The organism is Frigoribacterium sp. Leaf186 (genome assembly GCF_001423905.1).
Classification (GTDB): Bacteria; Actinomycetota; Actinomycetes; order Actinomycetales; family Microbacteriaceae; genus Frigoribacterium.
Window position 1 is genome coordinate 392,896 of the sequence record NZ_LMPQ01000012.1, and the last position, 22,552, is coordinate 415,447.

General features: G+C 72.3%; 24 protein-coding genes and 1 tRNA gene. 15 read left to right on the forward strand and 10 right to left on the reverse strand.

Going from position 1 to position 22,552, the window contains the following annotated elements; all coding sequences use genetic code 11:
* The first annotated feature begins 226 nt into the window (after positions 1–226).
* The 8 genes from obgE (at position 227) to ASG05_RS14980 (ending at position 6,858) form a co-directional block, all read left to right on the forward strand.
* Complete coding sequence (gene obgE, locus ASG05_RS14940) at positions 227–1,777, forward strand: GTPase ObgE (protein WP_056262599.1); 1,551 nt, start codon at positions 227–229, stop codon at positions 1,775–1,777.
* A complete protein-coding gene (proB, locus tag ASG05_RS14945; protein ID WP_056262602.1) occupies positions 1,774–2,589 on the forward strand; it encodes a glutamate 5-kinase in 816 nt (271 codons plus the stop codon). Before obgE ends, proB begins: the two co-directional genes overlap by 4 nt.
* 79 nt (positions 2,590–2,668) lie before the next feature.
* Complete coding sequence (locus ASG05_RS14950; protein WP_056262607.1) at positions 2,669–3,937, forward strand: glutamate-5-semialdehyde dehydrogenase; 1,269 nt, start codon at positions 2,669–2,671, stop codon at positions 3,935–3,937.
* Positions 3,938–3,975: 38 nt separating this feature from the next.
* Positions 3,976–4,197: a hypothetical protein gene (locus ASG05_RS14955; protein ID WP_056262610.1), complete on the forward strand. Its 222-nt coding sequence runs from the start codon at positions 3,976–3,978 to the stop codon at positions 4,195–4,197.
* 17 nt (positions 4,198–4,214) lie between these two features.
* Positions 4,215–4,841: a nicotinate-nucleotide adenylyltransferase gene (nadD, locus tag ASG05_RS14960; protein ID WP_082486850.1), complete on the forward strand. Its 627-nt coding sequence runs from the start codon at positions 4,215–4,217 to the stop codon at positions 4,839–4,841.
* Entirely contained in the window at positions 4,838–6,118 is a 1,281-nt protein-coding gene (locus ASG05_RS14970) for a hypothetical protein (protein ID WP_157490263.1), read from the forward strand. Before nadD ends, ASG05_RS14970 begins: the two co-directional genes overlap by 4 nt.
* 62 nt (positions 6,119–6,180) lie before the next feature.
* The gene (gene rsfS / locus ASG05_RS14975; protein WP_056262620.1) at positions 6,181–6,594 is read left to right on the forward strand and encodes a ribosome silencing factor; all 414 of its coding nucleotides are present in this window, start codon (positions 6,181–6,183) and stop codon (positions 6,592–6,594) included.
* 188 nt (positions 6,595–6,782) lie between these two features.
* Positions 6,783–6,858, forward strand: a tRNA-Ala gene (locus ASG05_RS14980).
* 210 nt (positions 6,859–7,068) lie between these two features.
* Here ASG05_RS14980 and ASG05_RS14985 read toward each other — a convergent pair.
* Genes ASG05_RS14985 through ASG05_RS15015 form a run of 7 tightly spaced genes read right to left on the reverse strand, consistent with a single transcriptional unit; the run spans position 7,069 to position 14,426 of the window.
* The gene (locus ASG05_RS14985; RefSeq protein ID WP_082486878.1) at positions 7,069–8,544 is read right to left on the reverse strand and encodes an 8-oxoguanine deaminase; all 1,476 of its coding nucleotides are present in this window, start codon (positions 8,542–8,544) and stop codon (positions 7,069–7,071) included.
* Positions 8,545–8,552: 8 nt separating this feature from the next.
* Entirely contained in the window at positions 8,553–9,611 is a 1,059-nt protein-coding gene (add, locus tag ASG05_RS14990) for an adenosine deaminase (protein WP_200936899.1), read from the reverse strand.
* Complete coding sequence (locus ASG05_RS14995; RefSeq protein ID WP_162240666.1) at positions 9,608–10,627, reverse strand: nucleoside hydrolase; 1,020 nt, start codon at positions 10,625–10,627, stop codon at positions 9,608–9,610. The genes add and ASG05_RS14995 overlap by 4 nt, the downstream gene beginning before the upstream one ends.
* Positions 10,628–10,638: 11 nt before the next feature.
* Positions 10,639–11,535 carry an ABC transporter permease gene (locus tag ASG05_RS15000; RefSeq protein ID WP_056262628.1) on the reverse strand — a complete coding sequence of 299 codons (897 nt, stop codon included), beginning with the start codon at positions 11,533–11,535 and terminating at the stop codon, positions 10,639–10,641.
* Positions 11,535–12,449 (reverse strand): ABC transporter permease, encoded by a 915-nt coding sequence (locus ASG05_RS15005; RefSeq protein WP_056262631.1) that lies wholly within the window; start codon positions 12,447–12,449, stop codon positions 11,535–11,537. The genes ASG05_RS15000 and ASG05_RS15005 overlap by 1 nt, the downstream gene beginning before the upstream one ends.
* Entirely contained in the window at positions 12,442–13,293 is an 852-nt protein-coding gene (locus tag ASG05_RS15010; RefSeq protein WP_082486852.1) for an ABC transporter ATP-binding protein, read from the reverse strand. The genes ASG05_RS15005 and ASG05_RS15010 overlap by 8 nt, the downstream gene beginning before the upstream one ends.
* Positions 13,294–13,295: 2 nt before the next feature.
* Entirely contained in the window at positions 13,296–14,426 is a 1,131-nt protein-coding gene (locus ASG05_RS15015; RefSeq protein WP_056262636.1) for an ABC transporter substrate-binding protein, read from the reverse strand.
* 118 nt (positions 14,427–14,544) lie between these two features.
* Between ASG05_RS15015 and ASG05_RS15020 the strand changes: the two genes are divergently transcribed.
* A complete protein-coding gene (locus tag ASG05_RS15020) occupies positions 14,545–15,147 on the forward strand; it encodes a TetR/AcrR family transcriptional regulator (protein ID WP_056262639.1) in 603 nt (200 codons plus the stop codon).
* Positions 15,148–15,214: 67 nt separating this feature from the next.
* Positions 15,215–16,615, forward strand: coding sequence for an NtaA/DmoA family FMN-dependent monooxygenase (locus ASG05_RS15025; RefSeq protein ID WP_056262642.1), 1,401 nt, complete (start codon positions 15,215–15,217; stop codon positions 16,613–16,615).
* A gap of 17 nt (positions 16,616–16,632) precedes the next feature.
* On the opposite strand, the gene ASG05_RS15030 is transcribed toward ASG05_RS15025, so the two are convergent.
* Complete coding sequence (locus ASG05_RS15030; RefSeq protein ID WP_056262645.1) at positions 16,633–17,370, reverse strand: HAD family hydrolase; 738 nt, start codon at positions 17,368–17,370, stop codon at positions 16,633–16,635.
* A 114-nt stretch (positions 17,371–17,484) separates the two neighbouring features.
* On the opposite strand from ASG05_RS15030, the gene ASG05_RS16930 reads away from it, so the two are divergent.
* From ASG05_RS16930 to ASG05_RS15045, 3 genes are all read left to right on the forward strand, one after another.
* The gene (locus ASG05_RS16930) at positions 17,485–18,207 is read left to right on the forward strand and encodes a general stress protein (protein WP_235491539.1); all 723 of its coding nucleotides are present in this window, start codon (positions 17,485–17,487) and stop codon (positions 18,205–18,207) included.
* Between the two features lie 128 nt (positions 18,208–18,335).
* Complete coding sequence (locus tag ASG05_RS15040; protein ID WP_056263201.1) at positions 18,336–18,575, forward strand: hypothetical protein; 240 nt, start codon at positions 18,336–18,338, stop codon at positions 18,573–18,575.
* Complete coding sequence (locus ASG05_RS15045) at positions 18,572–19,045, forward strand: MarR family winged helix-turn-helix transcriptional regulator (protein WP_056262648.1); 474 nt, start codon at positions 18,572–18,574, stop codon at positions 19,043–19,045. Before ASG05_RS15040 ends, ASG05_RS15045 begins: the two co-directional genes overlap by 4 nt.
* Before the next feature lie 44 nt (positions 19,046–19,089).
* On the opposite strand, the gene ASG05_RS15050 is transcribed toward ASG05_RS15045, so the two are convergent.
* Together ASG05_RS15050 and ASG05_RS15055 are read right to left on the reverse strand one after the other, a co-directional pair.
* Complete coding sequence (locus ASG05_RS15050) at positions 19,090–19,401, reverse strand: hypothetical protein (protein ID WP_056262651.1); 312 nt, start codon at positions 19,399–19,401, stop codon at positions 19,090–19,092.
* Between the two features lie 111 nt (positions 19,402–19,512).
* Positions 19,513–20,247, reverse strand: a complete 735-nt coding sequence (locus ASG05_RS15055; RefSeq protein ID WP_056262654.1) for a FadR/GntR family transcriptional regulator — start codon at positions 20,245–20,247, stop codon at positions 19,513–19,515.
* 212 nt (positions 20,248–20,459) lie between these two features.
* Here ASG05_RS15055 and ASG05_RS15060 point away from each other — a divergent pair, with 212 nt between their 5' ends.
* Both ASG05_RS15060 and ASG05_RS15065 read left to right on the forward strand, forming a co-directional pair.
* Entirely contained in the window at positions 20,460–21,851 is a 1,392-nt protein-coding gene (locus ASG05_RS15060; RefSeq protein ID WP_056262658.1) for a GntP family permease, read from the forward strand.
* Entirely contained in the window at positions 21,851–22,444 is a 594-nt protein-coding gene (locus ASG05_RS15065; RefSeq protein WP_082486853.1) for a gluconokinase, read from the forward strand. Before ASG05_RS15060 ends, ASG05_RS15065 begins: the two co-directional genes overlap by 1 nt.
* Positions 22,445–22,552 lie beyond the last annotated feature (108 nt).

A 22,552-nucleotide genomic window follows, 5' to 3' on the forward strand; every position in this document is an offset into this window, starting at 1 on the left:
GGCCCCCGGCTCGGTCCAGTTCGGCGCCAAGGGCGGCCGCAAGGTCGTCAACATCGTCGCTGCCGCGACCGCGACGGTCTAGCACGACCACGCGGCGTCGGCACCCGACCCGCATCGGCGGCCCCTCGAGGGTCGCACCGTCTGGGGCGAGCATCCTGCTCGCCCCAGACGTGTTTGACCCGGGCAGCTCGCACCGGCACGCACAGACAAAGAGATCAAGCACCCCATGGCCACATTCGTCGACCACGTGACCCTCCACCTCCGCGCCGGCAACGGCGGCAACGGCTGCGTGTCGGTCAAGCGCGAGAAGTTCAAGCCGCTCGCCGGCCCCGACGGCGGCAACGGCGGTCACGGCGGCGACGTCGTGATCGTCAGCGACACCGGCGTCACGACCCTGCTCGGGTTCCACCGCGCGCCGCACCGCTCGAGCGACAACGGCGGCTTCGGCATGGGCGACCACCGGGCCGGCACCAACGGTGAGACCCTCGAGCTCGTCGTGCCCGTCGGCACGGTCGTCAAGTCCGCCGACGGCGTCGAGCTGATCGACATGGTCGAGCCGGGCATGCGCTACGTCGCGGCCGAGGGCGGCATCGGCGGCCTCGGCAACGCGGCCCTCTCGTCGACGAAGCGCAAGGCCCCCGGGTTCGCGCTGCTGGGCACGCCCGGCTGGGCCGGCGACGTGCTGCTCGAGCTCAAGGTCGTCGCCGACGTGGCCCTGGTCGGCTACCCCTCGGCCGGCAAGTCGAGCCTGGTCGCAGCCCTCTCGGCCGCCAAGCCGAAGATCGCCGACTACCCGTTCACGACCCTGCACCCCAACCTCGGCGTGGTCGAGTCGGGCGACACGCGGTACACGGTCGCCGACGTCCCCGGCCTGATCGAGGGCGCCAGCGAGGGCAAGGGGCTCGGGCTCGAGTTCCTCCGTCACGTCGAGCGCTGCTCGGCCCTGCTGCACGTGCTCGACTGCGCGACCCTCGACCCCGGACGCGACCCGCTGACCGACCTCGACGTCATCCTGCGCGAACTCGAGGCCTACCCCGTCCCCGACGGGCAGAAGCCCCTGCTCGAGCGTCCCCAGCTCGTCGCCCTCAACAAGGTCGACGTGCCCGACGGGCGTGAGCTGGCCGACTTCGTCACGCCCGAGCTCGAGGCCCGCGGTTACCGCGTGTTCGAGATCTCGGCCGTCAGCCACGAGGGGCTGCGCAACCTGTCGTTCGCCCTGGCCGAGGTCGTCGAGGCCAGCCGGGCCGAGATCGCGGCGCGACCCGCGCCTCCTCGCATCGTCATGCGCCCGCGTGCCGTCAACGAGAAGCCCTTCGTCATCCGCGTCGAGGGCGGCACGTACGGCAACGTGTACCGCATCCTCGGCCAGAAGCCCGAGCGCTGGGTCGTGCAGACCGACTTCAACAACGAGGAAGCCGTGGGCTACCTCGCCGACCGGCTCAACGCCATCGGCGTCGAGGACGCGTTGTTCAAGGCCGGGGCGCAAGCCGGTTCGACGGTCGTCATCGGGCCGGAGGGCGGCATCGTCTTCGACTGGGAGCCCACGCTGACGTCGACGGCCGAGCTCATGACGAGTGCCCGGGGCACCGACCCGCGTCTGATCCAGAACGACCGCCCGACCCGCAACCAGCGTCGCGAGGAGTACTTCGAGCGCATGGACGCCAAGGCCGAGGCCCGGGCCGAGCTGCAGCGTGAGCGCGCCGCCGGCCTGTGGACCGACGACGAGGGGTTCCTCGTGAAAGAGGGCGACGAGGCCGAAGGCGACGAGCGGGCGTGACCGGGGGCGTCGTCGACCGCGCCGGCCTCGCCACGGCCCGCCGCATCGTCGTCAAGGTCGGCTCGTCGTCGATCAGCGGCGAGAACGCGGGCCAGATCGAGCCGCTGGTCGACGCCCTGGCCACGGCCTACGGTCGCGGCGCCCAGGTCGTCCTCGTGTCGTCCGGTGCCATCGCCACCGGTCTGCCGCACCTGCGTCTCGACGCACGGCCGACCGACCTCGCGACCCAGCAGGCGGCCGCCGCCGTCGGGCAGAACGTCTTGATCTACCGGTACCAGCAGAGCCTGCGCCGCTACGACATCGTGGCGGGGCAGGTGCTGCTGACGGCCGGCGACATGCAGAACGCGACGCACCGCAGCAACGCGCAGCGTGCCATGGAGCGCCTGCTCGACCTGCGCATCCTGCCGATCGTCAACGAGAACGACACGGTCGCCACGCACGAGATCCGGTTCGGCGACAACGACCGGCTGGCGGCCCTGGTGTCGCAGCTGATCGGTGCCGACGCGCTCGTGCTGCTGAGCGACGTCGACGCGCTCTACACCCGCCCGCCGCACGAGCCCGGGGCCGTGAAGATCGTCGACGTGCCCTTCGGTGACGACCTCGACGGCGTCACCTTCGGCGCCGCGGGTGCGGCCGGGGTCGGCACGGGAGGCGCGGGCACGAAGGTCGCGGCGGCCCGGTTCGCGGTCGAGGCGGGCACCCCGGTCCTGGTGACGAGCACCGGCAACGTCGCCCGCGCCCTCGCCGGCGAACACGTCGGCACGTTCTTCGAGACGGCGGACGCCGGGTCCGCAGCCGAGCGCTCGGCCTGACCCGCGCCTCCCGCGGTCGGCGGGTGCCGCGGGGCCGCGGCCCTCGCGGGACGGGGGAGGGGCGGCATAGGCTTCGTCCATGTCGCTCATCGCCGCACCGGCCCCGTCGCTCACCGACAAGTTGACCGCGGCCAAGGCCGCCTCTCGCGTGCTCGCGACGGCGACCGCCGACCGCAAGGACGACGGGCTGCGGGCGATCGCCGCCGCCCTGGTCGCGAACGCCGACCGCATCGTCGAGGCCAACGGGCTCGACCTCGCGAACGCCCGCGAGAACGGCGTCGGTGCCTCGCTGCAGGACCGCCTGCGGCTCGACGCCGACCGACTGGCCGGGCTCGCCTCGGCCACCGAGCTCGTGGCCTCGCTCGTCGACCCGGTGGGCGAGTCGGTGCGCGGCAAGGTGCTGCCGAACGGGCTGCGCCTCGACCAGGTCCGCGTGCCCTTCGGCGTGGTCGGCGCGATCTACGAGGCCCGGCCCAACGTGACGGTCGACATCGCGGCGCTCGCCCTCAAGAGCGGCAACGCCGCCGTCCTGCGGGGCGGCAGTGCGGCGCAGCAGTCGAACCGCGTGCTGGTCGAGGTCATGCGCGAGGCGCTGGCCGCGGTCGGCCTGCCCGCCGACTCGGTCGTCACCATCGACGAGTTCGGCCGCGACGGCGCCGGCGAGTTGATGCGGGCCAGGGGGCTCGTCGACGTGCTGATCCCGCGCGGCAGCGCCGAGCTGATCGACACGGTCGTCCGCGAGTCGAAGGTGCCGGTCATCGAGACGGGGGCCGGCGTCGTGCACGTGTTCCTCGACGCCAGCGCCGACGAGACCTGGGCCGTCGACATCGTGCAGAACGCCAAGGTGCAGCGGCCGAGCGTGTGCAACGCCCTCGAGACGCTGCTCGTGCACCGCGACGCGGCCGAGCGCCTGCTGCCGCCGGTGCTGGGTGCCCTCCGCGCCTCCGGGGTGACGATCCACGGCGACGCGCGCACCCTCGAGGTGTTCCCCGACGGCGTGCCCGCGACCGACGACGACTGGGCGACCGAGTACATGGGCCTCGACCTCGCCGTGCGCGTCGTGGCGGACGTCGACGAGGCGATGGAGCACATCGCCCGGTGGTCGACCCACCACACCGAGTCGATCGTCACCAACGACCTCGCGACCGCCGAGAGGTTCCTCGCCGAGGTCGACAGCGCCGTGGTCATGGTGAACGCCTCGACCCGCTTCACCGACGGCGGCGAGTTCGGCTTCGGGGCCGAGGTCGGCATCTCGACGCAGAAGCTGCACGCCCGCGGCCCGATGGGGCTCGCCGAGCTGACGAGCAGCAAATGGGTCGTGCGGGGCCGGGGGCAGGTCCGCGGGTAGACTGACCGACGATCGTCATCGCCTGAACGGGAGAACCCATGCTCGACGCCTCGCTGCTGCTCGCCGAAGCCCACGAAGAACTCGCACCGCTGATCGCACCCGCCCCGGTCATCGCCGGCGTCTTCGCCCTCGCGTTCCTGGCCCTCGGCTACGTCGTGTTCAGCTACCGTGACGTCGCGAACCGCTCGGTGCGCAAGGCCAGCAAGCTCGCCCACCACGACGGCCCGATCGACGAGTTCGGTCACCCCGAGAACCACTGACGGCGAAGGCCTCCGAGATGGTCGTTGCGGGCACGTCCGTGCCCGACGGCGAAGGGGTCAGGCGACCCCGCGTCGGCATCATGGGCGGCACGTTCGACCCGATCCACCACGGGCACCTGGTCGCGGCCAGCGAGGTCGCGCAGTCGTTCCACCTCGACGAGGTCGTGTTCGTGCCGACCGGTCAACCGTGGATGAAGCCCGAGGTCAGCGAAGCCGAGCACCGCTACCTCATGACGGTCATCGCGACCGCGTCGAACCCGACCTTCACCGTCAGTCGCGTCGACGTCGACCGCGAGGGCCCGACCTACACGATCGACACCCTGCGTGACATCCGCCGGCTGCGTCCGACGGCCGAGCTGTTCTTCATCACCGGGGCCGATGCCGTCGCGCAGATCCTCGACTGGAAGGACGTCCAAGAGCTCTGGGACCTCGCCCACTTCGTCGCCGTCTCGCGCCCGGGGCACGACCTCAGCGTTAGCGGTTTGCCCGAGAGCGACGTAAGCTTGCTCGAAGTCCCCGCACTGGCCATCTCGTCGACCGATTGCCGCGCCCGGGTGGGTCGAGACTTTCCGGTGTGGTACTTGGTCCCCGACGGCGTCGTCCAGTACATCTCCAAGCACCATCTGTATCGGAGCGTTTCATGAGCACGTCCGACGGTCAGCCGCCCCTCACCCGGCGACAGATCCGCGACCTCGAGCGAGCCCGCGAGGCCGGTCGGTCCGTCACGGGTGGCGTGCCCGTGGTGCCCGCGTCGGCGTCCTCGCCCGAGCTGGCTCCGACGCCCGAGCCGAGTTCGACGCCCGAACCGACCTCGACGCCGGAGCCGACCTCGTCGCCCGAACCGATGCCGGCTCCGCGCTCGGCGGCTGCGTCGACGAGCGACGACGCGTTGCCCACCCCCGTCCCTTCGGCCGCGGCTCGACCCGACGTGCCGCCGCCTGCCCCGGGTTCGGTCGTCGACCCCGGCACCGGCCTCACCCGCCGGCAGATGCGCGCGCTGCGCGACGCCGACCAGAGCCGTGGTGCGTCACCGGTGCCGCTGCAGGCCCCTGCGCCCGAACCCCGCCGACCGCTGGCCGACGCACTGAACACGGTCGACGAGATCGCCCCGGCGGCGGCTCGGCCCACGTCGGCGCCGGTCGGTTCGTCGTCGGCGGATGCCCGTCCGGCGTCGGCCCCCGCCCCTCGGCCGTCGTCGGCCGACGACGCGTCGGACGTGACGCCCGGCCCGCGTCGGACGGGCCAGACCCCCGCGGCCGCTCCGGTCGCCTCGGCACCCGCCCCGACGTCGACGCCCACCGTGTTCCCCTTCGCCCTGTCCGACGAGCAGGGTCGTGGGCCGCAGTCCTCGCCGAGCGCGCCTCCTGCGTCGTCGCGTCCGACGACGTCGGCACCGCGCGCGTCGAATGCGGTGACGGACGACCGTCGTGACGACTCGTCCGACGTCGTGCCCGTCGTGCCGCCGGGCCACTGGTCGGCCCAGTCCGACGAGCCCGACGCGCAGTCCGTCCCCGGTCGTCAGCTCGGCACGAGCACGGGGCAGCAGAACGCCTTGATCCTCACCGACGCCCAGGTCGCCGACGTGACCGGTGCCCTCAACGCCACCGGCGAGATCATCATCACGGGGTCGATCGACCTGCCCCGCAGCTTGGCGTCGACGGGCTCGCAGGCCCGCATCGACAACTCCGACATGGACCGCATCCTCGAGCAGGGCGACGCCGAGCAGGCCTCGAGCGACGCCGAGCCCGTGCGGGCCAGCCGGGCCATCAGCACGCACACGTCCACCCGGGCGGTCGTGCTCGCCGCGTCGCAGCCCAAGGGCACCCACCTGCCGTTGATCCTCGGGATCTCGGGCGGCGTGGTGGGCCTCGGTATCATCGGCTTGATCATCGGTGGCTTCGCCACCGGGGTGCTGGGCTGAGGCCCGACCCACCCGAACCGACCCCGGTCGGCCCGCATCACCACCTACCCCCTAAGGAACACGTGACAGCCACCCCTCGTGCCATCGAGCTGCTGCAGATCGCCGCACGCGCGGCCGACGACAAGCAGGCGGACGACCTCGTCGCCCTCGACGTCTCCGGCCCCCTGCCCCTGACCGACGTCTTTCTGCTGGCCACGGGCCGCAGCGAACGCAACGTGGTCGCCATCGCCGGCGAGATCGAAGACAAGATGCTCGAGGCCGGGGTCAAGACCCTCCGCCGCGAGGGTCGCGCCGAGGGTCGCTGGGTGCTGCTCGACTTCGGTGACGTCGTCGCCCACGTCTTCCACGACGAGGACCGGCAGTACTACGCACTCGAGCGCCTCTGGAGCGACTGCCCCACGATCCCGCTCGACGTCCTGACCGAGTCGGCCGCCGCGTCCACCGACGCGGCCGTCGACGCACCGGCCGAGGCGTAGCCGACCCGCGCCTCCTCGGCGCTTGCCGTCCGCCTCGGCGAGACGTCACGAGATGCCGCTCACCTCTCGGGGTGGGCGGCATCGCCTGCCGGGCGGCTCGAGCGGCCGTGGACTTGCGGGCTCGAAAAATGTAGTAATGTAGACGAGTTGCTTCCGACGGGGTGAAAACCTCGAGAGGCAGCAGTTCTGGGTCTGTGGCGCAGCTGGTAGCGCACCTGCATGGCATGCAGGGGGTCAGGGGTTCGAGTCCCCTCAGATCCACCAGAACGGTTTCACTGGAACCACCGAAGGCCCCTCCTCGTGAGGGGCCTTCGTCGTTGCCGGGCGTCCTGCCCAGGTGACGGCCGCACGCCGCCACGAGGTAAACATCCCGCCACGAGTTTGCGTGGCGGAGTGTTTACTTCGTGGCGGGCCAGGCCAGGCCGCCCGAGCACGCAAGGCGCACGCCAACGGACGCAGGAGGCGCGGGTCGCTTCAGACGCGGGCCCGCAGCTCTGCAGACGCGCGCGCCGCACCCTCGGCGAGCAGACCCTGGTCGGCGTGCACCAGTTCGCCGTCCGCGACGACGGAGTCGCCGCCGACCCACAGCCGGGCCAGCGGCGGCAGGGACGCCAGCCCCAGCGCGGCGACCGGGTCGGCGATGCCGGCGAACTCGACGCCGTCGACCCGCCAGAGGGCGAGGTCGGCGAGCTTGCCCACCTCGATCGAGCCGAGGTCGGCGTCCCGGCCGAGCACGCGGGCGCCGCCGATCGTCGCCAGGCGCAGGCCCTGCCGCACCGAGAACGCGTCGGCGCCCGAGCGCAGCCGCCCGAACAGCACCGCCTGGCGGATCTCGGTGCCGAGCTGGCCGGACTCGTTCGAGGCGGCACCGTCGACCCCGAGGCCCACGGGGGCCCCGGCCGCCAGCAGTGACGCGATCGGGGCGATGCCGGCGGCCAGGCGTCCGTTCGACGACGGGCAGTGCGCCACGCCCGTCCCCGTCGCGGCGAAGCGCCCGATCGCATGCTCGTCGAGGTGGACGCAGTGCGCCATCCAGACGTCGTCGCCGAGCCAGCCGAGGTCCTCGAGGTACTGGGTCGGCGTGCGGCCGAAGCGCTCGAGGCAGAAGGCGTCCTCCTCGACGGTCTCCGAGCCGTGGGTGTGCAGCCGGACCCCGAGCTGCCGGCCGAGCACCGCGGCCTCGCGCAGCAGGTCGGGCGTCACCGAGAACGGCGAGCAGGGCGCGATCGCGATCTGGACCCGCGCGTCGCCGGACGGGTCGTGGAACCGGGCCACCGCCTCCTGGCTGGCGCGCAGCGCGGCGTCCGTCGTCTCGACGGCGAAGTCCGGGGGCAGGCCGCCCTGCGACCGGCCGAGGTCCATCGAGCCCCGCGTGGCGTGCAGGCGGACGCCCACGGTCGTCGCCGCCCGGACGATGCCGCCGAGCAGGTCACCGGAGCCGGCCGGGAAGACGTAGTGGTGGTCGCCGACGGTCGTGCAGCCCGACCGGGCGAGCACGGCGATCGCGGCAGCGGCCCCGGCCTCGACGAGCGGCTCGTCGATGCGCGCCCAGGTCGGGTAGAGCGCGACCAGCCAGTCGAACAGGATGGAGTCCTGCGCGATGCCGCGGGTCAGCCACTGGTAGAGGTGGTGGTGCGTGTTCACCAGGCCCGGCGTGAGCAGGTGGCCGCGGCCGTCGACGCGCTCGACCGGGATCGGCGCCGCATCCGGAGTCGCCGACCACGAGCCCGGCCTCGACCCGGGTGGGGCCAGCCCGGCCGTGGCCCATGCGGGGGCGGGCCCTGGCCCGACGGCGACGATGCGCGATCCGTCGACGACGACGTGACCGCCGGCGTGCTCGGTGTCGTGGGCGTCGACCGTCGCGACGTGGGCACCCTCGACGACGAGCCGTCGCACCGGGGCCGACAGGTCTGGTCCGGTCAGGCCCGGTGCCGTCACGCCCCGAGTCATGTCGCGAGTCACGCCGCGAGCCACGCCGCGATCTCGCCGGCGGCCCGGCCCTTGAGCTCGTCGCTCGCCCCCGAGCACTCGATCGAGCTCAGGGCGCAGGCGGCGAGCTGGGCGTCGGTGAGCCCGAGGGTCGTGCGGGCCAGCTCGTACTCGGCGAGGACGCCGGGGCCGAAGAGGATCGGGTCGTCGGCGTTGATCGAGCACCGCACGCCGGCCTCGACCAGGCGCTTCAGCGGGTGGTCCTCGATCGTCGGGATCACCGACAGCAGCACGTTCGAGGTGAGGCACACGTCGAGGCAGACGCCCTCGGCGGCCAGGCGAGCCATCAGCGTCTCGCTGTGCACGGCCGTCACGCCGTGCAGCACGCGGTCGGCGCCGAGGACGTCCAGCGCCTCCTCGATCTGGTCCGGCCCGGCGAGCTCGCCGGCGTGCGGCGTCGAGAGCAGCCCCGCGTGCTTGGCGACGCGGAAGGCTTCCTCGTAGCGCGCCGCCGGGTTGCCGCGCTCGTCGTTGGCGAGGCCGAGCGAGACGACGCCGCGGTCGGCGTAGGCGGCGGCCAGGTGGGCCAGCTCGTTCGCTGCCTCGACGCTCTCGGTGCGGTCGACCGTGATCATCAGGCCGACCTCGACGCCCCACCGCTCGCCGCTCTCGGCGCAGGCTGCGAGCATGGCCCGCAGCGATGCGTCGAGCGACCCGAAGGTGGCGACGTAGAACTGCGGGCTGGCCCCGAACTCGACGTAGGCCACGCCCTCGAGGGCGCAGTCCTCGATCGCCTCGTCGATCAGGCGGAAGAGGTTGTCGCTCTCGGCGAGGACCACGAGCATGCCCTGGTACGTGGCGCTGAACTCGCTGAAGTCCCCGAAGCTGGTCGGCATCGGCACGACGACCCCCGACGACGCTGCCATCTCGGCGAGCGAGTCCGGACGGATCGCCGCCTCCATGTGCAGGTGGAGGTGCCCCTTCGGCAGGGCGCGCAGGTCGCGCCGGTCGCGCGCCACGGCGTCGGCGGGCGCGGGGGAGGGCACCGAGGAGGCGCGGGTGGCGTCGGCGGGGGAGGTGGTGGTCACGAGCGGGCTCCGTGGATCAGGGCGTCGACGAACGACGGCAGGAAGAGGTCGGTGCGGACGGCGGTGACCGCCGTCGTGTGGGTCGAGGGGTCGTCGTCCGGTGCCGACCCGTCGGGGCGCCAGTCCGTCGCGGCGCCGTCGGGCGTGACCAGCACCCGGCCGCGGGTCGCGAAGCCGTCGTGGGTCACGCCGACGGGGCCGGTGACGCTCTCGGCGATCCACTCGGGGTGCACCATCAGGGCGGCGGCCAAGCCGTCGTGCACGGGGCTGACCCGGCGGCCCCAGGCGTTGCGGTAGAAGTCGAGGTAGGTCGCGAGGACGTCGGCCGCGAAGGTGCCGGTCGGCGTGCCCGAGTCGCGCAGGGCGGCGACGTGGGACTCGTCGGTGATCACCTGCGAGGTCGCGTTGACGCCGACCATCAGGCGCGAGCCAGCCGGCGCGGTGAACACCTCGCGCGCGGCCGGGCCGTCGTTCTGGACGTTGGCGTCGACCATGTCCGTCCGGCCCAGCTCGGGGAACGGTCCGCTGCCGCCCATGATCGTCACCGACCGGAACAGCGTCAGGAGGCGCGGTTCGGCTCGCAGCGCCAGGGCCACGTTCGTCAGCGGCCCCAGGGTGAGCAGGTCGATCTCGCCCGGTGACGCCCGGGCCACCTCGACGAGCCGTTCGGCCGCCGTGGCGTCGAGGAGCACGCGGGGCAGGGGACGGTCGGCGACGACGTCACCGAGGCCGTCGTGACCGTGGACGTAGTGCGCGATGTGCGCCTCCGCCTCGAGCGGCCCCTCGGCGCCGCGGGCGACCGGCACGTGGTCGAGCCCGACGAGGCCCAGGACGTGCCCGATGTTCCGCAGGGCGTCGTCGACGACGCAGTTGCCGTAGACGGCCGTGATGCCGACGATCTCGACGTCGGGCTGCGCGGAGAGCCAGAGCAGGGCGAGCGCGTCGTCGATGCCGGTGTCGGTGTCGACCAGCACGCGGCGCGTCCCGCCGGGGCCCGTCACGCTGGGCCCCGTCACGCTGGGCCCCGTCACGACGCGGTCGCCTTGCCGGCGTTCGGGCCCCACTTCGCGAGCACCGCCGTCTCGACGAAGGTGGTGATCGTGTAGAGCACGATCGACACGAGCGTGATGAGCACGACGATCGCCCAGATCTCGCCGTACTGCGACTGCGACTTGGCGGCCGTGATCGCGGCGCCGAGGCCCTCGTAGGTGAAGAGCCACTCGTAGAGCATCGCGCCGGTGATGGCTCCCGGCACGGCGATGCGCATCGAGGCGAAGAAGTACGGCAGGGCCGTCGGGAAAGCCACCTTGCGCATGATCGTCCAGCGGCTGCCGCCGTAGACCCGGATCAGGTCGACCGACTGGGCGCTGACCGAGCGGAAGCCGAGGGTCAGGTTGACGAGCAGGGGGAAGAACACCACCACGCCGCCGATGAAGCCGGCGGTGACGATGCCGTTGCCCAGCACGAGGTAGATCACGGGGGCCATCGCGAGCAGCGGCACCGTGCGCAGCAGCATGGCGATCGGCATGAACATGAACTCGACGGGTCTGATCAGCGTGAAGACGACCGCCACGACCAGCGAACCGCCGACGCCGAAGACGAAGCCGATCGCGGCGTGCCAGAGGGTCACCCCGAGCAGGCCGGCGATGTGCACGCGGTTCTCGGCTGCCGTGATCTGGCTGAGCTCGGAGTCGACGAAGAACCAGCGGAACACGTCGGCCGGGGTCTTCGCGATGAACGCGTTGGCCTGCAGCACGACGATGGCGAGGTTCCAGAGGATGCCGAGGATCACCGCCGAGATGGCGATCGTCAGCACGGTGCGGCCGATGCGTCGCAGGACGAACCGCGTCGTCGAGGAGGCGCGGGTCGAGACCGTCGGGGCGGTCACGCGGGTGCCGGTGCCCGTGGGCATCGTCGTGGGCATCAGAACCCCTCTCCGGCGCGGCTGTCGCCCGCCGACCAGGGCGTGACCAGTCGGCTGATCCGCCCGATGACGAAGTAGGCGATCCCCGCGATGCCGCCCGAGATCAGGGCCAGCGCCCAGAGCTTGACCGACGCCGCCGTGGCCTGCGCCGCGAGCAACAGGATGCCGAGGCCCTGGTCGACGCCGATGAGGAAGTACTCGCCGAGGACCGCGCCGAGGAACGCCGCGGGTGCCGCCAGCTTCAGCGCCGCGAGGATGCTGGGCAGGGCGGCGATCAGCCGGACCTTGACCAGCTGCGTCCAGCGCGAGCCGCCGTAGGCCGTGATGACGTCGAGCTGTGTCTCGCTCGCGGCCCGCAGGCCGAGCAGCGTGCCGATCACGGTGGTGAAGATCACGCTGAGCGCGGCCAGGAAGATCGACGTCGTTCGGCCGCCGGCGGGCGACATGAGCGTGACGATCGGCGCGATCGCGGTCAGCGGGATGCACGAGCAGACCACGGCGAGCTGGGTCGAGAGCCCCTCGAACCACGGCACGAGCAGCACCGCGAAGGCCAACGCGAACGCGATCAGGTTGCCCCAGAGGAACCCCCACGCCGCGCTGCCGGCCGTCGCGCCGATGGCGCGCCAGTAGACCAGGTCGCTCAGGTCGGTGACGAGCTGGACGAGCACCTGGCCGGGAGGCGGCACCGAGCCGGTGACCGAGAACAGCGTGACGGCCACGACCTGCCAGATCGCGACGATCAGCACGATGCCGACGAGGGCGCCGACCCACGGAGGGGCCGCCGCCAGCGAGCCGAGCACCGACCGGCGCTCGCTGCCGCGGGCGGTCTCGGCCTGGAGCGCGACGCTCTGGCCCAGCTCGGCCTCGACCTCGCGCTCGGCGGTCTCGCGCGGCGACGTGTGCAGGTCAGTCATCGGCCGCCGCCCCGTGCGAGCCGAACAGGATCTCGGAGATGCGGTCGACGTAGGCGTGGAACTCGGGCGTGCGGGTCAGTTCGGGCAGGCGCGGCCTCGGCAGGTCGATCTCGACCACCTCGGCGATGCGGCCCGGACGGGCGCTCATCACGGCGACGACGTCGGACAGGAACACGGCCTCGGCGATGCCGTGCGTCACCATGAGCGTGGTGGCGGGCTTCTCGCCCCAGATGCGCAGCAGCTCGACGTTCATGCGCTGCCTCGTCATGTCGTCGAGCGCGCCGAACGGTTCGTCGAGCAGCATGATGGTCGGCTGCACGGCGAGGCAGCGCGCGATCGAGACGCGCTGCCGCATGCCGCCCGAGAGCTGCGCCGGCTTGGCCTTCTCGAAGCCCTTCAGGCCGACGAGGTCGATCAGGTCGTCGATCAGGCCGGCCGGGGGAGTGAGCCCGGCGACCTCGAGCGGCAGCCGGATGTTGTTCTCGACGCTGCGCCAGGGCAGCAGGGCCGAGTCCTGGAACGCGATGCCCGTCTCGTGGCCGCGTTGCACCTCGGCCGCGGTCTTGCCGTTGATGACGACGCTGCCCGACGTGGGCGTCTCGAGCCCGGCGAGGATGCGCAGGATGGTCGACTTGCCGCAGCCCGAGGGGCCGAGCAGGCTGAGGAACGAGTCCTTCTTGGTGCCCAGGTCGATCTGCGTCAGGGCCTGCACGCTCTTCCGGCCGAGCTGGAACGACTTGGTCAGCCCCTGGATGTTGATGCCCGTGGCGAGCTCGGGCCGACCGGCGGGGTCGCCCGTCGCCGTGGTGAGCGCCGCCGTCGCGGTCGTGGTGCCGTCCGTCATGGTCATGCCGTGGGGATCGTGAAGGTCGTGATGAGGTCGGGGTTCTCCTCGTAGACCTCGTTGATGATGCTGAGGTCGAAGAGGTCGTCGGCCGACACGTCGGTGCCCATGGCCTTCAGCGAGGCGATGTTCTCGGCGACCAGTTCGTCGGTCATCGTGAACAGGCCGTTGGCGTTGACGTCCTCGGTGAGGATCAGGGTGTTCTGCGCCTCGGCCTCGGCGGTCTGCTCCTCGACGTCGAGGTCCTGGTCCTTGCCGTACTTCTCGACGGCGTACTTCGCGCTCTGCTCCGGGCTCTTCACCGCGTCGGTCCAGCCCTTGATCTCGGCGACCAGGAAGGCCTTGAGCATGTCGCGTTCGTTGTCGATGGTGTCCTGCGTGACGGTGAAGGTCTCGGCGACGAACGGCAGCCCGTTGTCGGCGAAGCCCAGCACGACGGGGGTGAAGCCGTCCATCTCGGCGAGGATGGGCTCGTTCGTGATGTACGACATGTGCGCGTCGTACGCGTTCGTCTCGAGCGGCGCGATGTCGTACTGGGTGGCCACCAGCTCGACGTCGTCGAGGGTCATGTCGTTGGCCTTGAGGAACCCCTCGAAGATGGTCTGGTTGCCGCCCGACTGCACGCCGATCTTCTTGCCCTTGAGGTCGTCGAGCGTGCGGATCGGGTTGCCCTCCTCGAGCGACAGCAGGCAGAACGGGTTCTTCTGGAAGGTCGTGCCGATGATCTTCAGCGCCGCGCCCTGGGCGACCGAGGGGCCGGTGAGCGACGCCGACGACAAGCCGACCTTGGCCTGTCCGGCGAGCAGCGCCTCCTCGGCTCCGGTCTGCCCGCCGCCGGCGAGCAGCGTCACCTCGCTGAAGCCCGCGTCGGTGTAGTAGCCCTTCTCGGTGGCGAAGTACTCGCCCGCGAACTCGATGTTCTTGATCCACGACAGCTGCACGGCGATGGTGCCGAAGGCCCCGCCGGATGCGGCCCCGCCGGTCGCCGCGCCCGTGCCGGCCGACGAGTCGGTGCAGGCGGCGAGCAGGGCGGTCGTGCCGACGACGAGGGCAGCCGAGCCGCCCAGGCGCAGGAACCCGCGGCGGTCGAGGGACGAGTCACGGAACGCGGACGGTACGGAGAGGGGGCTCATGGGGGTCTCCTGAGGGTTGTTCGGGTGAGGTGTCGAAAAGCTAGACCCGGACTGTTTCATCGTCGTTTCGGACGTGTTGCCGTCGTCGCCGACCTGAGGACGCGTTAGTTTCGGGGGCATGGCCACGCGCGAGTCCTCCGACAAGAGGGCCGAACTGCTCGAGCGCGTCGTCGACCACGTGCTCGAGAACGGCGTCGGCCAGCTCACCCTCCGCGGCCTGGCCACGGCGGTCGGCTCGAACAACCGCATGCTGCTGTACTACTTCGGCAGCCGAGAAGAGCTGGTCGTCGCGGCCTTGCACGGGGCAGAACGGCGGTTCCCGGGCATCGTCGGGGTCGTGGACCACCTGGCCGGGCCCGACCTGCCGCTCGACCAGCGCCTCCTCGCCGTCTGGCGGACGGTGTCCGACCCCGTCAACCAGCCGTTCAACCGGCTGTTCTTCGAGGTGTTCGGCCTCGCGAGCTTCGACCGCGAGCGCTACGCCTCGCTGCTCGGCGACATCGGCACCGAGTGGGTGGGCCAGGTCGCGGCGGCGTACCGCGCCGAGGGCGTCGAGGAGGCGCGGGCCGAGTCGTTCGCGCACGAGACGGTCGCGCTCTGGCGTGGCTTCCAGGCCACGCTGCTCAGCGCCGGGTCGAGCGCCGCGGTCGACCGCGCCGCCGTCGAGGCCACCGAGGCGCTGGTCGCCCGCGTCCGGTCCGCCGCGGCCGTCACCCGCTGACGACCCGTCGTATTAACAGTTCGTTTCGTGGCTGGACTCCGGGTGAACCATCCGGTTCACTGACGGCATGAAGCAGATCCGTCTCGGTGTGTTCGAAGTCGCCGGCCCCCAGGTCGGCGGCACCCTCAGCTGGTCCCACCCCCGCAGCGACTCGCTCGGCTACCACGGGCTCGACCTGTGGATCGGCATGGCGAAGCTGCTCGATCGGGCCGGCTTCGACTTCTTGTTCTTCGCCGACGGCTTCGGCTACCCGTCGATCGACGGCGACCTGCCCGAGACGGCGGCCCGCGGCGGCATCAACTTCCCCGGCATGGACCCGGCGCTGCTGATCCCGACCCTGGCCCGCGAGACCGAGCGGCTCGGCTTCGTCGTCACCTCGTCGACCGGGCTCGACCACCCCGTCCAGTCCGCGCGCCGCTTCGCCACCCTCGACCACCTGACCGGTGGGCGCATCGGCTGGAACATCGTCACGGGTGCCTCGCAGAACACCGTCGCCGAGTTGTTCGGCCACGACGAGATGCGCGGCCACGACGCCCGCTACGACCAGGCCGACGAGTACGTCGACCTGGCGATGACCCTCTGGGAGGGCTGCTGGGAGGACGGCGCGTTCCGTGGCGACGCCGAGGCGGGCGTCCTGGCCGACCGCGACCGCATCCACCGCGTCGAGTTCGCGGGCGAGCACTTCCGGTCGTCGGGCTACTTCACGGTCGCGCCCTCACCGCAGCGCACGCCGGTGCTGTTCCAGGCGGGCACCTCGGACCGCGGGCGCGCCTACGCCGCCCGCAACGCCGAGTGCGTCTTCGTGCAGGGCACGACGGTGCCGAAGACGGCGGCGAACGTCGCCGACATCCGGGCGAAGGCGGCCGCCCTCGGCCGCGACCCCGAGTCGGTCAAGATCATGGTCGGGCTGACCGTCACGGTCGCCCCGACCCACGACGAGGCCGTCGCCCTGCGCAGGGAGTTCGACGACCTGCAGACCGACGAGGTCGTCGCCGTGCTCTACGCGGGCAACACCGGCATCGACCTGCTCTCGCTCGACCCCGCGCGCGACCTGACCCAGCTGCAGGACGACGGCGGACCCGTCGGCCAGATGGGTCAGAGCAACATCGACCGCTTCCTGCCGAAGGACGGTTCGCCGGCGCCCACGGTCCGCGAGATCCTCGACGACCTGCGGGGCAAGGGCACCCGCGGCCTGCAGCTGGTCGGCGACCCCGTCGAGGTCGCGGACGAGCTCGAGCGCCTGGTCGACGAGACCGACCTCGACGGGTTCCTGCTCGAGCCGATCTTCGGCACGGCCGACCTGGCGGACTTCGCCGAGCTCGTCGTGCCCGAACTCCGCCGCCGCGGTCGCATGCCGGCCGAGCCCGCCACGGGCACGTTGCGTGAGCAGATGCTCGGTCGCCCCGGCCCGCACCTGTCGGCCGACCACCCGGGTGCCCGCTTCGCGGTGGTTCCGGCGACGGTCTGAGTCGCGGCGCGCAGGCCTCAGGAGGTGCGGGTCGCCCAGGCGCGGACGGCCGGGTACAGCTCGGGCAGGGTCGCCGCCCGGTGCGTCGGCCGGGCGTCCGGGGCGGCGAAGCGTTCGACCAGGGCCGTCGGCGAGCCCTGCGCCGCGGCCGGCTCGAGGTCGTTCGGCCAGATGTCGCCCACGCTGAGCAGGCGGTCGGGCCGGTCGGCGAGGCCCGCGTCGGCCCGGAGCCGCTCGAGCACGGCGGGCAGGCCGGCCGGCTTGCGCGCGTCGGTGACGAGTTCGTCGACGCGGTCGGCGAGCCCCAGCCGCTCGAGCGGCTGGACGACGCCGTGCTCGGGGGAGTTCGTCACGAGCACGACGCGGACGCCGTCGGGCAGCGAGTCGAGCAGGTCGGCGAGCCCGTCGGGTGCGGAGACCTCGAGGCGGCCCTCGGCGAGGGCCGCACGGGCCCCGGCGTAGGCGGCCGAACGCGCCGCGTCGTCGACGCCCAGGGCTCGCGAGACCCGTTCGGCGACGACGTACCCGTCGGGGGAGCCCTCGCCGTACGCGATGGCCTCGTCGACGCCCTCGGGCTCGTCGGCGAGGGGGCTGCCGACGAACCGCGCCAGCACGGCCTCGACCAGTCGCGGCGGGTGCTGCTCGTCGGTCGCGGCGAGCGCCTCGTCGAGGAGGCGCGCGTACGTCAGGACGGCGCCGTCGCCCAGGCAGACGGTCCCGTCGAAGTCGAGCACGAGGACGTGGGTGGTAGTCATCCGTCGATCCTGCCGCACCGGGCCGGAGTCGGCGGGACTGGGAGCGAGCCAAGGCATGCTGTGGGCCGTCTGTGCATTCCCTCCGCACGGACGCGGGCGCGATAGAACGGGTCCATGAGCAACGAGCAGGACACCACGCCCACCCCCGACGACCGCCCGCGCCCCGCGTACGGCGAGTACGCGCCGCAGGGCGCCGGCCCGCAGGCCACGCCCGAGCAGGGGCAGCAGGGCGGCCCGACGCCCGGCCAGCAGGGCCAGCAGGCACCCGGCCAGCAGCTGCCGCCGCAGGGCGCACCGTACGGCCAGCCCGGCTACGGCCAGCCCGACCCCCACTCGACCCCCACCACCGGCACTCCCGGCCCCGGCGGCATCGGCGCCTTCGCCGGCGCGGGCTACCCGCAGGTGCTGGCCTCGTTCACCAAGTACGAGGACGCCCAGTCCGCCGTCGACCTGTTGTCCGACGAGGGGTTCCCCGTCGAGAGCGTCTCGATCGTCGGGCACGACATCCGCACCGTCGAGAACGTCTCGGGTCGACTCACCTCGGGCAAGGCCGCCGGTCGAGGCGCCGGTGGCGGTGCCTGGTTCGGTCTGCTGCTCGGCCTGCTGTTCGGCATCTTCGCCCCGACCGGCGCGTGGATCGGCGTCCTGCTCGTGGCCGTCGGCCTCGGTGCCCTGTGGGGAGCCCTGTGGGGCTTCGTCGGTCACAAGATGCTGCGCGGTCGCCGCGACTTCTCGTCGGTCCGCACGATGGAGGCCGGCCGGTACGAGGTGCTCGTCCGCGGCGAGCTCGCCGCCCGGGCGCACCAGACGTTGGCGCAGGGACGCAAGGTCGCCTGACCGGCACCACCCGCGCCTCCTCGGCCCGGCCGATCCACGCCCGTCCCGCTCGTCGGGGCGGGCGCGGTCGTGTGCCATGCCTCGGTAGATCGTTCGTTGGTGTACCAATGGTTGGTACACTCAGCATCATGACGAGACCCGAGCGACACCACGAGCACGGCAGCAGGTTCGGCGACCTGGTCGAGCGGATGAACGCCCGGTTGCGTCCCTACATCGGCGGGGCGCAGTTGGGGTTGAAGAACGAGGCTCCGGCGGTCGCGCCGCAGCACGGCGGGGAGTGCCCCCTCTGTGGTGCGCCGATGGACGAGCACGTCGTCGACCGCACGGGCGTCCGCACCATGGTGCACTGCCCGGTGCCGCGGGCATGAGCGCCGCCGTCGCGTCTCCGCCCGCCGACCCGCTCGAGCTCGAGAGCCAGATCTGCTTCGCGCTCTCGGTCGCGTCGCGCGGCGTCGTCGCGGCCTACCGCCCGGTGCTCGAGCCGCTCGGGCTGACGCACCCGCAGTACCTCGTGATGCTGGCCCTGTGGCAGCACGCCCCGCTGTCGGGTCGCGAGCTCAGTCGTCTGTTGCGGCTCGACCCGGGCACGCTCAGTCCGCTGCTCAAGCGGCTCGAGGCGCAGGGTCTGCTGACCCGCGGGCGACGGGCCGACGACGAGCGGGCGCTGTCGATCGAACTGACCCCGACGGGTGCCGCGCTGCGGAGCGAGGCCGAGGGCATCCCCGGGCGCATGATGGCCCGGCTCGGGGTGACGCGCGACGAGCTCGTCGTGCTGCATCGCACGATGACGAAGCTGATCGTCGCGGCGGACGCCGACGGAGCCGCCACCCCGGCGTGAGGCCCGGCCCGGCCCGACGCTGACGCGGTGCAGCAGGGTCCGCGTCAGCGCAGCGGTGCGGGAACGGTCGCCGAGCGCGACCACACGACGTCGACGGTGCGACCGAGCACCCGGGTCGCGATCTCGCCGGCCAGGGCCTCGCGGAAGTGCGAGGCGGCCCGCTCGTCCGAGACGACCACGTCGACCCGCAGGCCCGCGAGTTCGTCGGTCACGAGCGCCGGACCGTCGGCGAAGCGGACGAGGTACTGGTGGTCCCTGACGGGCACGTTCTCGTAGTGGTCGCGGAGGCTCTTCTCGAGCAGGCGGACCGAGTGGATTCCGTCCTTCGGCTTGACGAGGGCGCTGAGCGAGATCATGCGTCGATGCTCCACCCCGCGGGCGACCTGGGCGTGAACGAGACGTGACGGACGCCTGTGCGTTCGCCGCGCCTCCTCGGCGTGTCGGCCGACGAGCGCAGGAGGCGCGGGTCACGTGGCGGGGGAGCCGCCGGCCTCGGCGACGAACTCGCCGACCGTCGTGTCGATCAGCCGCCAGGCCCGGGTGAACGCGTCGTCGGCGTCGCCGGCCCGGATCGCGAGGGCCAGGTCGAGGTGGAGGCCGGCCGCCGCGGGCGTGTACCCGGTGATCGTGAAGCGGCGTTCTTCGGTGCGGGTGCGCAGCAGGGCCTCGACGGTCGTCGCGAAGTGGCCGATGACGTCGTTGCCCGAGCCGCGCAGCATCGCCGTGTGGAACGCGACGTCGGCCTCGAGGTAGGCGCGGCCGTCACCCGACTCGGCGGCGGCGACCATCGTGCGGGCGGCGTCCTCGACGGCGGATGCCTGGTCGGGTGTGAAGGCCAGGGCGCTCAGCCGGGCCGCCACCGGCTCGAGGCCGAGTCGCAGTTCGAGCAGCTCGCGCATCTGCACGAAGTACTCGGGGCTGCGCCCGCGCCACAGGATGATCTGCGGGTTCATGAGGTCCCACGAGGTGCGGGGCAGCACCTGGGTGCCGAGGCGCTGGCGGGGTTCGACCATGCCGAGGGACTGCAGCACCCGCAGGGCCTCGCGCAGCACCGATCGCGAGACGGCGAAGCGGACGGCCAGGTCGTCGAGGTTCAGGACGGAGCCCACCGCGAGTCGACCGTCGACGATCTCGGTGCCGAGGGCGTCGACGACCCGGGCGTGCAGGCCGCCTTCTCGTGCTGCGGTGAGGCCGGGGTTCATCGTCGACTCCTAGGGAAGAGGGTGGGGTGGACACGGGTGGCGCGGTCGTGCCGTCTGTGGCACACTCCATAAGTCTGATTAGTCACACTAATCAGACTCGTTCGTCAGACCAGACTGCCAGACATCCGTCGGGCCCTGCCGATCGACAACCCCCGGGCCTCGGCCCACGACGAAGAGGTCGCAGTGACGCGTCCTCGGAAGGACGCGACCGGATGCACCTCCTCGCCGCGGCGACCGCCGCCCCCACGCCCTCGGGCACCGACGCGCAGTTGATCATCGCGGCCCTCGTGGGCATCGTCGTGATCGTCGGCCTCATCACCTGGCTGAAGGTCCATCCCTTCCTCGCTCTGCTGCTCGGCGCGGTCGGGGTCGGCATCGGCGCGGGCCTCGCGCCCGGCGACGCCGTCACGAGCTTCGGCACCGGCTTCGGCTCGACCATGACGAGCGTCGGCATCCTCATCGGCCTCGGGGCCATGTTCGGCAAGCTGCTCAGCGACTCGGGCGGAGCGGACCGCATCGTCGACACGCTCATCTCGCGGTCGTCGCAGAAGGCCCTGCCCTGGGTCATGGCCCTCATCGGCGCCCTGATCGGGCTGCCGATGTTCTTCGAGGTCGGCCTCGTGCTGCTGATCCCGGTCATCGTGCTCGTCGCCCGCCGGTCGGGCCTGCCGCTCATGCGCATCGCGATCCCGGCGCTCGCCGGCCTCTCGGCGATGCACGCCCTCGTGCCGCCGCATCCCGGCCCGCTGCTCGCCGTCTCGACCGTCGGCGCCGACCTCGGCCTCACCCTCGGCCTCGGCGTGCTGGTGGCCGTCCCCACCGTGATCGTCGCCGGTCCGCTCTTCTCGAAGCTCGCCGCGAAGTGGGCGCCGGTGCCGGTGCCCGACCTCTTCGTCTCGAAGGAGGAGGACGGCGGCGAGGGGTCGGCCCGCAAGCGCCCCAGCTTCGCGAACGCCCTGGTGGGCATCCTGCTGCCGGTCGTGCTGATGCTCGCCCGTTCGATCCGCGAGGCGGCGCTGCCGACCGCGACGGGCACCTGGGTCGACCTGCTCGAGTTCCTCGGGACGCCCATGGTCGCGCTGACCGTCGCCGTGCTGTACGCGATGGTGTTCTACGCCCGTGCCGGGGGCATGGACAAGGCCGCCGTGTCGAAGACGCTCGGCTCGTCGCTGCCCGACGTCGCCGGCATCCTGCTGATCGTCGGTGCCGGCGGCGGGTTCAAGCAGGTGCTGATCGACACCGGCATAGGCACCGTGATCGGCGACGCCGTCTCGGAGTCGGGCGTCAGCGTGCTGCTCGTCGCCTGGGTCGTCGCCGCCCTCGTGCGCGTCGCCACCGGCTCGGCCACCGTCGCCACGGTCACGGCCGCCGGCATCATGGCCCCGCTCGCCGCCGACATGTCGACCCCCGAGGCGTCGCTGCTGGTGCTCGCCATCGGAGCGGGCTCGGTGTTCCTGTCGCACGTGAACGACGCGGGCTTCTGGCTCATCAAGGAGTACCTCGGCACCACGGTCGGGCAGAACTTCAAGACGTGGAGCCTCATGGAGTGCGTCCTCAGCCTGACGGCCCTCGCCGGGGTCATGCTCGCGAGCGTGTTCATCTGATGGGCGTCCTCGAGAACGCGGACCGCGCCTCCTCGGGTGCCGCGACGGACGCAGGAGGCGCGGTGCCGGCGGGCGGGCCGTACGCGACCGACCCCGTGCTCGTCGTCATGGGCGTGTCGGGTTCGGGCAAGTCGACGGTCGCGGCCCTGCTCGCCGAGCGGCTCGGCTGGGACTCGTACGAGGGCGACGACCTGCACCCCGACGAGAACGTCGCCAAGATGGCCGCCGGCCAGCCGCTCGACGACGACGACCGGGCGCCGTGGCTCGACACGGTGTCGTCGTGGATCGTCGAGCACGCGATGGCGGGGGTGCCGGGCGTGATCACCTGCTCGGCGCTCAAGCGGACGTACCGCGACGTGCTGCGCGAGCACAACGTCGTCTTCGTCTACCTGCGCGGCAGCCGCGACCTGCTCGGCGACCGGATGGCCGCCCGAGAGGGACACTTCATGCCGACGTCGCTGCTCGACTCGCAGGTCGCGACGCTCGAACCGCCGCAGGCCGACGAACGACACGTCGTCGTCGACGCCGGTCGCTCGCCCGAGGACGAGGTCGCCGACGTGATCTGGGCGCTGGGGCTGACGCCGGTCGCGTGACTCGACGGATCGCCGCGTTCACCGGGCGGACGCCGGGGGTTCGCCCGGCCGCCACCCGTGCTGCCTAAGGTCGTGGCGTGCGCCGGAGGCCGGGCGCGAGGGGCGGGG

Coding starts and splice junctions, on each gene's coding strand:
- ASG05_RS15045 (WP_056262648.1), top strand. CDS start 18,572: ATGAGCGCCGCCGTCGCGTCTCCGCCCGCCGACCCGCTCGAGCTCGAG.
- ASG05_RS14985 (WP_082486878.1), bottom strand. CDS start 8,544: ATGACTCGGGGCGTGACGGCACCGGGCCTGACCGGACCAGACCTGTCG.
- ASG05_RS15015 (WP_056262636.1), bottom strand. CDS start 14,426: ATGAGCCCCCTCTCCGTACCGTCCGCGTTCCGTGACTCGTCCCTCGAC.
- ASG05_RS15050 (WP_056262651.1), bottom strand. CDS start 19,401: ATGATCTCGCTCAGCGCCCTCGTCAAGCCGAAGGACGGAATCCACTCG.
- ASG05_RS15020 (WP_056262639.1), top strand. CDS start 14,545: ATGGCCACGCGCGAGTCCTCCGACAAGAGGGCCGAACTGCTCGAGCGC.
- ASG05_RS14955 (WP_056262610.1), top strand. CDS start 3,976: ATGCTCGACGCCTCGCTGCTGCTCGCCGAAGCCCACGAAGAACTCGCA.
- ASG05_RS15000 (WP_056262628.1), bottom strand. CDS start 11,535: ATGCCCACGACGATGCCCACGGGCACCGGCACCCGCGTGACCGCCCCG.
- obgE (WP_056262599.1), top strand. CDS start 227: ATGGCCACATTCGTCGACCACGTGACCCTCCACCTCCGCGCCGGCAAC.
- ASG05_RS15060 (WP_056262658.1), top strand. CDS start 20,460: ATGCACCTCCTCGCCGCGGCGACCGCCGCCCCCACGCCCTCGGGCACC.
- ASG05_RS15005 (WP_056262631.1), bottom strand. CDS start 12,449: ATGACTGACCTGCACACGTCGCCGCGCGAGACCGCCGAGCGCGAGGTC.
- nadD (WP_082486850.1), top strand. CDS start 4,215: ATGGTCGTTGCGGGCACGTCCGTGCCCGACGGCGAAGGGGTCAGGCGA.
- ASG05_RS14950 (WP_056262607.1), top strand. CDS start 2,669: ATGTCGCTCATCGCCGCACCGGCCCCGTCGCTCACCGACAAGTTGACC.
- ASG05_RS15010 (WP_082486852.1), bottom strand. CDS start 13,293: ATGACGGACGGCACCACGACCGCGACGGCGGCGCTCACCACGGCGACG.
- ASG05_RS15030 (WP_056262645.1), bottom strand. CDS start 17,370: ATGACTACCACCCACGTCCTCGTGCTCGACTTCGACGGGACCGTCTGC.
- ASG05_RS14970 (WP_157490263.1), top strand. CDS start 4,838: ATGAGCACGTCCGACGGTCAGCCGCCCCTCACCCGGCGACAGATCCGC.
- ASG05_RS15025 (WP_056262642.1), top strand. CDS start 15,215: ATGAAGCAGATCCGTCTCGGTGTGTTCGAAGTCGCCGGCCCCCAGGTC.
- ASG05_RS15040 (WP_056263201.1), top strand. CDS start 18,336: ATGACGAGACCCGAGCGACACCACGAGCACGGCAGCAGGTTCGGCGAC.
- ASG05_RS15055 (WP_056262654.1), bottom strand. CDS start 20,247: ATGAACCCCGGCCTCACCGCAGCACGAGAAGGCGGCCTGCACGCCCGG.
- ASG05_RS16930 (WP_235491539.1), top strand. CDS start 17,485: ATGAGCAACGAGCAGGACACCACGCCCACCCCCGACGACCGCCCGCGC.
- ASG05_RS15065 (WP_082486853.1), top strand. CDS start 21,851: ATGGGCGTCCTCGAGAACGCGGACCGCGCCTCCTCGGGTGCCGCGACG.